The 13230-nt window shown below is 35.8% G+C and carries 10 protein-coding genes; 3 read left to right on the top strand and 7 right to left on the bottom strand.

Translation table 11 applies throughout. From position 1 onward, the window contains the following. Positions 1-14 precede the first annotated feature (14 nt). Positions 15-287 carry a cell division protein FtsB gene (gene ftsB / locus BMW37_RS07705; RefSeq protein WP_093319324.1) on the bottom strand — a complete coding sequence of 91 codons (273 nt, stop codon included), beginning with the start codon at positions 285-287 and terminating at the stop codon, positions 15-17. A 423-nt stretch (positions 288-710) separates the two neighbouring features. On the opposite strand from ftsB, the gene BMW37_RS07700 reads away from it, so the two are divergent. Then, positions 711-1649: a DUF4424 family protein gene (locus BMW37_RS07700; RefSeq protein ID WP_093319321.1), complete on the top strand. Its 939-nt coding sequence runs from the start codon at positions 711-713 to the stop codon at positions 1647-1649. Positions 1650-1960: 311 nt separating this feature from the next. Here BMW37_RS07700 and BMW37_RS07695 read toward each other — a convergent pair whose 3' ends face one another. Continuing rightward, on the bottom strand, positions 1961-3148 hold the full coding sequence (locus tag BMW37_RS07695; RefSeq protein WP_093319318.1) for a hypothetical protein: 1188 nt from the start codon (positions 3146-3148) through the stop codon (positions 1961-1963). A gap of 709 nt (positions 3149-3857) precedes the next feature. Here BMW37_RS07695 and BMW37_RS07690 point away from each other — a divergent pair. Next, complete coding sequence (locus BMW37_RS07690; protein WP_093319315.1) at positions 3858-4394, top strand: WGR domain-containing protein; 537 nt, start codon at positions 3858-3860, stop codon at positions 4392-4394. Between the two features lie 4 nt (positions 4395-4398). Then, positions 4399-4599 carry a hypothetical protein gene (locus BMW37_RS07685; protein WP_093319312.1) on the top strand — a complete coding sequence of 67 codons (201 nt, stop codon included), beginning with the start codon at positions 4399-4401 and terminating at the stop codon, positions 4597-4599. 212 nt (positions 4600-4811) lie between these two features. On the opposite strand, the gene BMW37_RS07680 is transcribed toward BMW37_RS07685, so the two are convergent. From BMW37_RS07680 to BMW37_RS07660, 5 genes are all read right to left on the bottom strand, one after another. Next, positions 4812-5918 carry an ROK family transcriptional regulator gene (locus tag BMW37_RS07680; RefSeq protein WP_093319310.1) on the bottom strand — a complete coding sequence of 369 codons (1107 nt, stop codon included), beginning with the start codon at positions 5916-5918 and terminating at the stop codon, positions 4812-4814. Between the two features lie 102 nt (positions 5919-6020). Then, positions 6021-9260: a hypothetical protein gene (locus tag BMW37_RS07675; protein WP_093319307.1), complete on the bottom strand. Its 3240-nt coding sequence runs from the start codon at positions 9258-9260 to the stop codon at positions 6021-6023. Between the two features lie 79 nt (positions 9261-9339). Next, complete coding sequence (locus BMW37_RS07670; protein ID WP_093319305.1) at positions 9340-10506, bottom strand: hypothetical protein; 1167 nt, start codon at positions 10504-10506, stop codon at positions 9340-9342. 63 nt (positions 10507-10569) lie between these two features. Continuing rightward, positions 10570-11772 carry a hypothetical protein gene (locus BMW37_RS07665; RefSeq protein ID WP_093319302.1) on the bottom strand — a complete coding sequence of 401 codons (1203 nt, stop codon included), beginning with the start codon at positions 11770-11772 and terminating at the stop codon, positions 10570-10572. 58 nt (positions 11773-11830) lie between these two features. Further along, positions 11831-13021: a hypothetical protein gene (locus tag BMW37_RS07660; protein WP_093319300.1), complete on the bottom strand. Its 1191-nt coding sequence runs from the start codon at positions 13019-13021 to the stop codon at positions 11831-11833. Positions 13022-13230 lie beyond the last annotated feature (209 nt).

Raw genomic sequence — 13230 nt, 5'->3', positions numbered from 1 at the left:
GAATATGTTTGGGTTTATTTTTGAAAAACTCGATAAAATGTTTCACCTTGTTTGACCATATTTAATTCGCTTCTAGCACGTTCTTCAATCGCATCATACCCTGTCGTTAAATCTCGAATCTCAGCAAACAGCCTTTCATTGCGCTGAGTTAATTCTTCATTTTGAACGCGCTGTTTTTCAACATCACGCTTTAAAGCAAGATATTCTAACTTTCCATTTTTGCCATACCAATAGTTATATTGACTTAAAGCAAATAAGATAAAAAGTGTAAAAGTAAATAGTCTCATAGGATAGTGATTAACCAAAATAATTGATAATAAATTTAGTTTATTTTAACAGAACAATCAATAAAACACACGTCATCAATCATACAGATTAGATTAAAAATGTGATGATTGAGATATTCGGTAAATGTCAATACAGTTGTTACATATTTTTAACAAAGTAATATGAGACTAGTGTATTTAAGTCACAATTTTGAATAATCTGCATAAAACAGATGTAGAGTAAGTAAATGACGTGTATGATTAGGTAGTCTTTGGAAGTTAAAATAAATATGTTTACAGGTGATTTTCACTTTTAATGCAGAGCACTACTGTGAGTATACCGAATAAGCATTTTTTCACTCAATAACCTGAAAACAACAAAATATCTATGCTACAAATGCTCGCATATTGATCATCAATAAACTTAATGGAAAATACAAAATAATGGTTTCACAAAAATATCATTTTTTATTAACTATCTTAGTTTGGCTAACTGCATTAAATGTTATGGCAAATGATACAGCATATGGTAGTCGCAATGGAACAATTGAATTATTACAAACAAAAGATATTTCAATTGAGTATGAAATACTCTATATTAGTCCAACATTAATTACTGTAGATTATTTATTCAAAAATAAATCAAATCAAGATATCACTGTGGATGTTGCCTTTCCAATGCCACCTGCCTATTTTGGTATGAGTGATTACAATCCAGTCAAAAATTATTCCTTATATATTAATAATAAAGAGGTATCCCCAATATTAAAGTCGATATTTAAAACCAAATCAGGAGTTGATATTACAGAGGAAATGATAGGTTATGGATGGACGAAAACTGAGTTAATGGAATATATTGAAGAAAGTTATCTTTCTAATGGTAGCTATATCGGTGCACATAAAATTAGCCCACGTTGGATAATTGAAGATAGTGTGAGCCTTGGTTTAATTATCCAAGATTACTACACATGGACACAGACCTTTCCTGCAGGTGAGCTGATTCATATCAAGCATCAATATGAACCAAGTTATACTTCTGGCGTACCAAGAAGTGTTGGTGAAATATTAAAATCATTTAGCTATGATAATGATAACTTTAATTTTTGCCTTGAGTCAGATAAGCAAATTGAGCTAGATAGCAAATTAGACAAGGATCATCAAGGATATGAGTATGCTATTGTCGATTACATTTTAACGACAGCAAATAACTGGGATGGGCCTATTAAGCATTTTAATCTTATTATTGATAAATCCAATAAAGATAGTTTAGTTTTCCTATGTTTTGATGGGAAACTAAAACGTGAAACTCCTACACAATTTAGTTTTAATGCCATTGATTTTATCCCTAAAGAAGACTTGAGCATTCTTTTCTTAAAACGATAAATATCGCACCAGTATACCTATTATCATGCAGACTAGAAACTGAACTATGCTAGAGCTGAATCGTTTTTTGTTCACATTTGATTACGGTTTGAACTTAGGGCCTTATCACAGTAGCTTATGTTCCCTATCATCTGATTAGGTAACACAAATAACTCAATGCATAAATTCTTTCTATAGTGAAGTTTTCAGCGATTCTAATAATGGCAGCATACTTTCGATTATTCTCTTACTGAGTTGTCAGTTATGCCATCATCCTCAAAATTTTACAAAATAATAGTCAAACATCACGTTAACTCACTAATTTAATGATGTTAAAAGTTTTCAAATTGATATTTAAGTGTTTCGTATCGCTCTGGATTGATTAACTTAAAAAAAGGATTGAATGTATGTAATTCAAAATGTGTCAACACCACGCTAAAATCATCAGTCAAAAGAGATTCATAATTTTGTGTTAGCCAGGTTTTTATCTCTATAGCAACTTCACACAATAATTTTTCCTGATCTTCATGCTGTGATTCTTGTAAAAATAAAAAAACATTTTCCGGAATACTAACATCAGACAAATAAGGTAATTCAAATTCCTCAGGAAATTCAGCAGGGTGCCATACATAGCAAAAATTAAACTCATCCATACGACTCATTTCATCACGGTAAAATTGATATCCATAATAAAGATAAGGGGGAAGTATATCCTCACTCCCATAGTATAAAAAAAAGCTATAGATCTTATCTCTAGGTTTGTTTTTCTCAATCAGCGTCTGTATATGATTTATAAGCCACGCTTTGACTGCATTGATATCAATTTCATTTGTAGGCGTTTTATAAATAAGTTGTGTCATATTTTCATAAACGCGTTCTATCTTATCTAATTGTTTATTTTCACCATATAGATAAATAATATGATTTGAATTAATTAACGATTTTGTAGATATATTCAATTCATATTTGGCTATATATAGATCATTTTCAACAGCATAATGAGCTAATTTATTATTTTTAGATTGATTAAACATTCGATAAACATAAATTAATTTGTCGTTTTCATATTCAAAAAAATAGTGATTAGTTGGATGTGTTTTAGTATCGTATGAAAAATAAAAACTCTGAATAACTTGGTTTAACAGATTATAATGATAAAACGTTTCATAATAGACAGGCTCCCTATCTTTATTGCCAAAATAATTGAATCCACGACGTTCAATGATAATTCGATTATTTAAATCAAGCCCGTAGCAGTAAAAATCTTCAATGTCATCAGGTTGATTATCTAACCATTCACCTTGTTTGTATCGATGCTCTTGAAAATAAAAAGGTTCAGGACTAAACATCTGACCTGTGGCCCATGTCCAACTGACAACTTTTGACTCTGAGTCAGACTTCAGTTGAGTATAAAATCGTTCACCTAGTTCTTTATTTTTCTGAAATAAGGAATCGTATTTGTCTAAATTGTTTTTGCAATCAGATAATATTTTATTGGTAATAGTATGAGTAAAAGTCATGAGTTACCTCTCTGAAAATACCAGGCTTTTTTATGATATTAAATTGATCTGTGCATATCAAATCGATACGATTAAATTTTATTTAGTATCTTTTTGTTCGTTCATTCGTTAGATCTAACGTTTAATTTTAATTTACTTTATTTCAATTGTTCTAATATACTTTTATTTATATGATAACACACTAACACAACACGCTAAATACACAAATAATGGCGAGATTGCTTATTATCCAAGGTAAAAATAGACTTACTATTGATGACTGAATCAACAATAATTATTTATAACTCATTGTCCTTTAATTTCATCTCATTAAGAATCTTAGATATTTGTTATACAAGCCAAAAAATTAATTGAATTGTTTATCCTTATGCTGTGAACATCACCGATTAGAAAATTCACTACCCATATTTAAAAGGTGGGTTAGGTTAGCACTATTGAGGGTCGTTCAAGCTTTCTACAAACAGATTGAATGTAATTAATTTTCATCGAATATTTAAGTGTTTTATAAGCAAATCATCTTAATAAAATAGCACTTAAGCAACTACTATTAAATGAATACTTCTGAAAACACGAAATCCTTATCCTAAATTATGACAGCGTTTTAACTATAAGATGTTGTTTATAAAAATTAATAAAGTTAAACGTGGAATTGATTGGCTTCGAAAAATGATAAGTTTAATGATAAATCACGTAATTGTAAGGATAGTCTATGTGGTATTTTGAATTTAAAAATGAAAAATCAAAAAAATTTTGGCAAGTGCAACACTCAGGCCTAGAATTATGGGTGACATGGGGAAAAATAGGCACCAAAGGTCAATCACAAATAAAAAATTTTGATGACGAGCACAAAGCCAGCTTAGCAAAGGATAAATTAATTGCTGATAAATTGAAAAAAGGCTACGTGGAATCGGTAACTGTGGTGGAGACTAAGAATGAAAGTATTGCCACGCATGAATTAAAAGAAAGTCAATCAATGGCAACAAAAACCAACCAACTAGTGAATGAATCAAAAATAGAGTTACCTAACGCCTCTATTCAAGTCACTTCATCTGAGCCAGTACCACCTAATCCAACTCCGTTAACTGAAATTGACAATAAGCCGCTCTCTAGCCCTCCTTGGTTACTCGGTACTAATCTAATTAATATACCAAAAGCATTGATAGACAAGTCATTTGCACACCGAAATCGACCTTGGAAAAATAAAAATTTAGATATACAAGCCAGTTGGGAAGGTTATCGCAGATAATTATATGCTGTCGATAGAGATTACACCTGGAATTGAAGTGGCTTATGATTATGATTTTGATGATAATACCGAACAGCTCATCAAAAATGTCGTCATAACTGAGGCGATAGCTGACCAAACGGGTGAAAATGGTGTATTGTTTAAGGTATTAACCCAAATTCAAAGTAGTGAATTCTTAGCCGATTTACATCGACTGATAGATTAATGGATGAATCACTATTTTAACTAGATGAGAGACTAAGATCAGCAATCGAAAAACAGTTCAAAGAACAGATTATGTGATTGATATTAAAATAAATGAAGTGCTAAGTGACCATCTATTAAAACCTACATCAACTCGATGAAGTAACAATTTTAAGTCGAAATGCTCCCCTCTTCATTTAGCTTAAGAAAAAAGAGAGGGGAAATAGAAAAACATTAGTCTAAGGACAATGTTTGATAGAGAGGTAAAAGTGCCGCTCCTAACGCAACATTCTCAATACCGTTTCGTGTATACTCAATTTTTGCCCTAGCATTAAAACTATCAAAGCGCATAGCTAGTTGACGGTTTAGATGCGTTTCTATACGAGCAAGAAGTCCTTTTGGTAAAATACCCGTCAGAACAATTAACTCAGGATCAAGCCAGCACATTCCACTTGTGACAATCTGCTCAATTTGGTCTATTCTCTGATTAAACCACGAATCTATTACAGGATGATTTGATTCTATCAGTTTATCGATATCCTGATAATCTAACCCATGCTTCTCAACTGCTTGCTGTAAATCAATTTGTGAAGCCTCTGATATTGGAAATTGAGTTTGTAGCCCGACTTCTCCTGCATTACCAAACGTGCCCCTAAGTAACTTCCCTTCAATAATAATGCCTGCGCTTAATCCATAAGAAAAATCGAGTGCGATAAGATTACGCGATTGCTCCCAGTTTCCTGAATAGTATTCACCAATAGCAGAAGTATTTGCATTGTTCTCCACCCACACAGGATATGAAAATGCTTTTGAGAAATAATCCGTTAAATCGGTATTGCACCAATCATGTAACCATGAAACTGATGGCCTACACGTCCCATCTTTTTGAATATAACCTGGTAGGGCAAGCCCTATTCCTAAAATTCTATTTTGATCTAAACCATATTGATCTAACGTATTTGGGATAAATGATTTCAACTGTGTTAGCGCTGAGGTTAATGTTTGATTATCCTCATGGAATTCTTGAGCATTAAAAAGTAAGTTGCCTGCTAAATCAACCGCTGAAAAATCAATATGATCTGCACCAAAAGCAACCCCTAATGTATATGCCCCTTCAGGGTTTAAACTTAAAGGTAACGAGGGTTGCCCTCTATTTCCTGTGATTCTATCTCCTTCAATCACTAAACCTGAGAAGATTAATTCTCTGCATTGTTGAGTAATCGCCCCTGGCGTTAATCTGGTAATACGGCTAAGTTCCGCTCTTGTCACCGGTGCATGTAAACGAATCACATCTAATAAAAATCGGTGATGTGGTCGTAAAGTTAAATTTAATTGGTTCATTTAGCATCCTTTCTAATGACTTATAATTTTTTCATTCTGTTACAATTATTTGTTATTCATTCACGTAATAAATTGCGTGCATTCACAACAAAACCCCGATAATTAATCCACAATACAAGCAACAGACCTTAAATGATTAACATTAGCATCTGATGCCCAGTCTCCCCAACCTGCTGGTCCAGCAAAAATAGCTCGACCTAATTGGCTTTGACTTGAAGTCCAATAATAGAGCCCAGTCGGAAAAGCGATAGGACTAATTAAAGCACCCGTAATAGGATTATATTCTTTATAAATATTAAGTTGTCCCCACTGACTGTAAAAACTTGTACTAGGATATGTATAAATGGTATTCCAACCCGGTGCGCGAGTACCGGAACCTTGACTAGCTTCTGAATTAGTTGGACTCATAGGCACAGACGTGTATTCATTGACCGCCGGTAACCTTGCATTTCTAGCAGCGCAAGCAGACATAGCATTAGGCCTACTCATCGCATTGACACTACTAATTTGTTTTGGAGTTAAAAGCCATTTATCAATCGAAAACGTATGCTCTCTAATTTCTGCATTCGCATTATTAGTTGCATTAATTGATATCACGACATCTTTAGGAGGACGCTGTAATAACATCACCACGCCTTCATTTGATACTTGCACATATTGGTTTTTTGAAGGTATGCCAGCTACCGCTACCGGTTGGTTATCGACTCTCCAAGTCCACTTACGATTATTGATTCGATTATTGGCTCTTGCAAAAGCAGAGTCGGGTAAATCCTCAGCAAACAAAATAAATTCAGCACCAGTAAAACCAAGTGATGGGAATCCTTGCCCATATAAATGCGTTGTTGGGAAACCTCGGCTATTTGCAGGGTAACCAATATAAGGCAATTTGATTGCCCTCATAGGATTATTAATCGGTTCTGGTTTAGGTACTTCAAGAGGGGGCAGGGGCGGCTCTACACCTGGATTATTCATTAATCTCATACATGCAACATTATATTTTGACTGTAAGTTTGACGTACGAAACCAATTCCCAAGTCCTGTCATACCAATATACATACGTGGTGAAGTCGCAACTGGATTGTTGATAGCCTCTGCCCAAATGTAAGGTATACCACCATCCGGAAAGGCTTTTCTATTTAAGACTGCGCCCGTATCACTGACTGCAGGATAGTTAGCTAAATTACCCCAATGGCTATAATAACTAAAATTCGGGAATGTGTAGACAAAGCGCCTAGCCTCTTCATCTGTCGAAGGGTTTTTACTTTGATTAGGATTGACTGGATCGACTGTTGCACCGGTGATGGTCTGATAAGTCGGTACTTGTAAAAAGATACGTCCTGGAATAGTTCTTTTATCACAGACTGCTTTAGCCTCTGAATAAGTCATCAGTGTATGTGAGGGAATCAGTTCAGCATTAGAATATAACCACATCATCAGTGTAAACGTTTGATTTAAAATTTTAGTCGGATCGTTTCGATTAACTGCACTGATGGTAATTTTTTGACCTAGTGCCATATCTGATAATAACGTGACTTGTCCATAATTATCGACCCTTGCATAAGCGCGGTGAGAACTGCTCCATTGCCAATTATCAAAATTTGTTTGAGGATCAAAATTCTCTGCAAATAGCTGAAAGGTGGCACCTTTAAATCCCAGCACAGGAAAATATCCTTGTACTTTTTCTGATGGATAATGTCCTTCGTAATCACCATAAACTAATTTAATGCCTTTAAAGCCATTTGCAGTGTTAATCGATACATCCACATCTGCTATCTGTTGATTACCATGCACACCATCGACATCAATTGCATCAACCGTTAAACGGATTAATCGACCTGTCATTGCATCAGCCGTCAATTGAGGTGAAGTAGGCACCGGTAAAGGGCGATTATAATCAGTATTAGGCAGCCTGGAAATCACGCCAGAAGCAAGCTCAATGTCTTCCTCTAATAACGTTTGATAAGACCATCGATACAAAGACGCATCGGTATTTCGAACACTATTACTTCTCTTGAAGCGATAAGTAGCATTTAGAGCGCCATTTAAAACTGGGGTGCCTGTGATGGTGAGCTCTGTAATTTCTGGTTTAATCAAAGGGGTTAATGTTGATGAAAATTCATTTAAATCATGACGTTTTAGCGGGCCTACTACTCCATAGCGACGCGCCTCATCGAGCCGAATTGGAATAGCGGTTAATTCAACTATCTCTCCTACATTATTCACATTCACATCAAAGCGTTTTCCTTTGGAAAGGCTGATAGCTTCTGGCATTAAGGCCTGGTTTTCTTCAAAACTTAACGTCTCATCATATAGCGCAGCAAAACTCAAAGTTTGATCAAGTGCTCCCCAAACAAAAACCGTTTCATCTGTATAAGGCGTCGTCACATTAGGAATGAATTCATAGTCAAGCGTAACCGTTCTTCCTCCAGCTAAAATACCAGAGAGAGTGAGATTTTGAATCTCTGGCTGCACATCTGGTGGCTGGACTATTCCGCCGCCAGAGCCTTCAATGAAATCATTTATAACGGTTTTTTGTCCATCATTTTGCTCAAAAGGTAAAAGTCCAGTCATGGAGGGAGGTGTTTGTTGATAAAAATATCGTAAATCCCACATTTTGAGTGGTTTACCAAAATTAGGTAAACCATATTGAGATGATGGCGTATAAATCACGCCAATATATTTACCAACCGCTTCATTTGGCACCCTTAGAGAAGAGGTATACTTACCACTAATCGGCAAGCGATAATTACCAATCAATTCATCCTCAATTTCCACTTCTGTGCCTGGGCTAATAATGCTGTTTGCAAAGGCTTCATTAGTAATTTCAATTGCTTCAAATTCATCAAAACTTGTCATTTCATCAATTGATTTACCTTGAGTATCTAGCATGAACCACTTAACGTCATGCTGAGCATCATTACCTTCAGAAGTCAAAATCCGGCAAGGATCAAAATCTAAATCAACATAATGATATAAACGGTTAGTTGGTTCAGCAGTTTGTCGAGTACCTGTTTTGTCAGATGATGGCTGTATTGACCTGGAAGAATCTTGTGCTCTAGCATGTGTTGCTAAAGCACAAGTTTCATCATCAAACCCAATGATACTGCCCACAGTTGGGTAGCGGTTACCTTCATTATCAATCACCCCTCGATTTCCTTCTGTACCCGCTCGGTAAAACCTTGTACCTAATGAGTTGAAATAAGGGTAATATCCATAAATTTTACTGTTCGAAAGCGTTTCGGTTGCAGTGATAGCATGCGCCCCCTGACAGAATAAGAACCCTATTAATAGTATACCTAGTAGTCCAATCCATTGATTTTTTTTAATGTAGAGAAAAAACATCCTTATATCCCTTTTATGTCAGAAATGTGTTCATTCGTCTCGCTTTATCCAGACGCGTTAAAGCCATGTCATCATCTCGTTATTGTGAAAGCTCAAATTCAATACTGACTTGTAGTCCGAAACTTTGTTCAGAAAAATTAGGTTTAATTGATTTAAGTGCTTCATGAGCATCAGAATTTGTTGTTTGGGTGCTAAAAAAATATTTTTTATAGCGTTCACCATTTAAGATTAATTCAGTACTTTCATTCTGGCTATGATTGATAAAGCGGCCAGAATCCTGTGCATAGGTTGCGAGTATTGATTCTGTTGGATTGTTTGAATCATCAGAATCAAACTGCATAATGTGCCACTTCAAAGTCGATATTTCCTGCTCGTTTGGTTCACGTAGTTTCCCTGCATCCTTCACTTGAATAATCGCAAAATAGGTATGATTAACAGCAAGTTCAACATTATCAGATAACAGTCGTTCGTCATCTTGATCAAAAATTTTAATAAAATAATCAGGTAGCGACACAACGCCACCTGCTCCATCTGGATTATGAGTAGTTGGCACGCCACAATCAGCATCGATAGCACAGTTTTCTGGCTGAACATAGCCAGGTTCACGTACTTCGCTTTGCGTATAAAAATAATTTAAATCCCAAGCTTTTAACCACCTACCGGTATCTGGAACGCCATATTCTGAAGTGGGCAAAGCTTTAAATCCGATTCGATAACCGGCAGCCTTTTGCGGAATGATAATTTGATGGCTGTTAGGATTAATGCTGGAATAAAAGCCTGTTAATGGTTCGATTTCTTCAATTTGATCGTCATTCCAATGAGTGATCAAACTGCCAGATGTGTCCGGTTCATCTGCAAAACGAAAACCCGGTTTGGCTTTTATGATATACCACTTAATTGGGATTGGTTTTTGACCCTTTTCCATCGATTCTGTTAAGCCAATTCCGAGCATTCCCGAAGGATCACCATCTGCATCATCAAATTGATATAGTGGATGATTTAAGCTGGCAGGCAAATATGTTGGCACTTCTAAGATACTTCCCACAGTCAAGTGATTGTTTTGTGCTGTTTTTAGTGATTGAATCCTAGCACCAATTGACTTAAAAAAAGGAGCATGCCCTTCAAGTGAAGATGGAATTTGAGTTGATTGAAATGAAGCAGCAAAACTAATTTCACTGATAACAATGAACACTATCAGAAAAATTAGGTTTGCTAAATAATCAACAAATTTTACGGCCTTATACATAACCCGTTCCTTTTAAAAATGCCCACTTATTCATAAGTGGGCTAATCTTATTAATTTGACTCTTTAAGCGCCTGGTGCTTCTGTCGTTTCATCAGGCAAGATCAAATTCACGCGCAATTGTAAACCTTGTTCAGAGAAATGAGGGGGTAAATTCATAACCTGATCAAGGGCATTTGCATTGAGATCTTGTGTTTTAAAGGTTGTGTTATCGCCGCTAGTAAAGCGAGATTGAACTTTGGTATCTTCGGTATAAGTTGGACTATCAGGGTCAAAATCATTGATATCCCCTGTAATATTCAATAAACCTTGATGAGTCATATTTTCAACTTGTGCAACATAACCCGATTGGCTATTGCCAGAATAGACGCTCCAAGTTAAGTATTTTTCCATAGTCTCAGTCACATCATCATATCCAGTTTGTGCCTCATTAAGTGCACGAATGACTGCTTTATATTCACGGTTGACATAGACCTTATTATTACCAAGTGGTTGATTTGTTTTAACATCGATGATATCGACTATATATTTCGCGCCAGGTGCAACGGGTTTATTATCGATATTCGGGTTTTCTGTTTCAGGTCCAGGTGGCACAGCTGTCGGTGGCACACTTGGATCGGTTTCATCAATCACTTGTTGACCAAGATAAGCCACATTAGGCACATCTAAATAGACACCTTCATTTGGCACACCTTTTACAGAGTAGGCTTTGACCCTAAAACCGATTTGTTTATTTAATGCGTCGACACCGACAACATAACCCGCACCATTTCTAGCGGTGTCAACCGTCACCCCATCACTCGTTGTCAGGAGTTTTGCGTTCACGCCAGGTACAATAGTTGTCGCGCCACTTTCTAATAAATACCATTCAAAACTCAAATTAATATTGGCTTTATGCTCAGTATCGCCAACGGTACCCGTACCATCAGCATCCGCCCAAGTATAAAATTGATTGTAAGCCGCTTCTTCAATATGTGTCGGTACTCTTAACGTGTCACCAACTTTAATGACCGCTTTAGCGCCTTCATTGGCAGCAGCGTCATAAACAGCGCCGTTTGTCGCTTGATATAAAATCGCACCAATACTTGAGAAATAAGGCATATGCCCGTGAATTTCTTGTGTATAGCCAGAATTAAACACTTGGGCAGCCATAACAGGCGTGCTCATAATGCCACCAAAACACATTGCTGCTATCATGAGGGTTAATTTCGTTTTACGGTTTATCAATCCGTTTTTGACCTTTTGAGTCTCTTTTTTGACTAACATCATTTGGTTCTTCCTTGAAAATAATTAAGTTAATTGGGAATAAATAAGTGTAAAGCTAATCTTATGGTGCAACTTCAGATTCAACTTCTTCACCATTGTCAGCAACTAAGACTGCCCTTAAGGTTAACCCTTGTTCTGAAAAATTAGGGGCATCTTGGTAAAGACCGTTGATATTTTTCAACTGAGTGGTGAATGTCGTGGTATCTTCACCAAGACGTGTTTCAATCGCATCTCCATCAGGTGAAAACTTCACAGTAAAGTCAGGCGTTTTTCTTAATGCTTCAAGTTCAGCTTCATCCCCTACCGCGGCTTCTGCGATACCTGTATTAACCACTAAGCTTTGTTCACCCGTTAAAGCAGGGTTATACATACGCCATACAATATTATTTTTAATATCATCTTGCTCTGTTACATCTACATATCCAGTTTTGTCCTCATTTAATTTTCGAACAACGACATGATAGGTCGTATTAATGTAAGGCACCGCGCCTGCAGCATTATCAACTCTTTCGCCTTTCGCGTTATAGACCGCAACGTCATAACGTTCGTTACCTACATTAACAATTGGAGCATCAATATTTGGATGTTCTGTTTCAGGTTTTGTTTCATCAATCACAGGTGGTAAGTTCGGATCAGGTCTACCATCTGGACCTTCCGGATATTTTTGTCCCGCTAATTTTGAAATATCCATAACATCTAGAGGCTGACCTTTATTGGGCGTACCGTTTGTGGTTAAAGGCGTCACTCTAAATGCAATTTTCTTACCTAAATCATCCGGACTTAATTCATAAGGCACACCATTTCTATCTGAGAAGACATTAGTTTGTACAGGTGTTTTACCGTCTAAATTAGTAGAAGTATCTTCTGCATCTAACACATACCAACTAACTTCATACCCCATTTGACGAGCATTTTCGATATCACCATCCCAGTCTAAAAATGTGTAAATATCAGCTGAGTAAGCATCTGGATATTGCGCTTTTACGCTCTCAAGCACATCAACTGGTACATAAAGTTTATCCCCAACTTGAGGCTGCGTTTTCACTCCATTATTTTTTGAAGCTTCATAAGGTATACCAGTCTTTTGTTTAAAAATAACCGTACCAATTGAAGGAATAATTGGCTCAAGACCTTCTACTTGTTTGGAGGTTGAGGATTCATAAGGGGTTAATGCCGCATACGAGAAACTCGTAAACACGCTTGTTGATATGACCATAGCAATTAATGCCGGTTTAAATAACATTTTTTTCATTTAAAATCTCCTTTATAAAATGAATAAAAAAATAACAATAATATTTCAAAAAAATATGAAATATCGTAATAAAAAACACGAAAAATAATTAGTACATAATAAAAATATAAAAAATGAAAACATTTATTAATTAATAAATAACATACAATAAAAATCACACAGTTAATCAGTTATAAAACTAATTAAAATAAAATATAACTCACGCTTTA

The organism is Thorsellia anophelis DSM 18579, assembly GCF_900111395.1.
Taxonomy (GTDB): Bacteria; Pseudomonadota; Gammaproteobacteria; order Enterobacterales; family Thorselliaceae; genus Thorsellia; species Thorsellia anophelis.
Note: the sequence above shows the minus strand (reverse complement) of the source record. Positions and strands in the feature narration are given on the sequence as shown.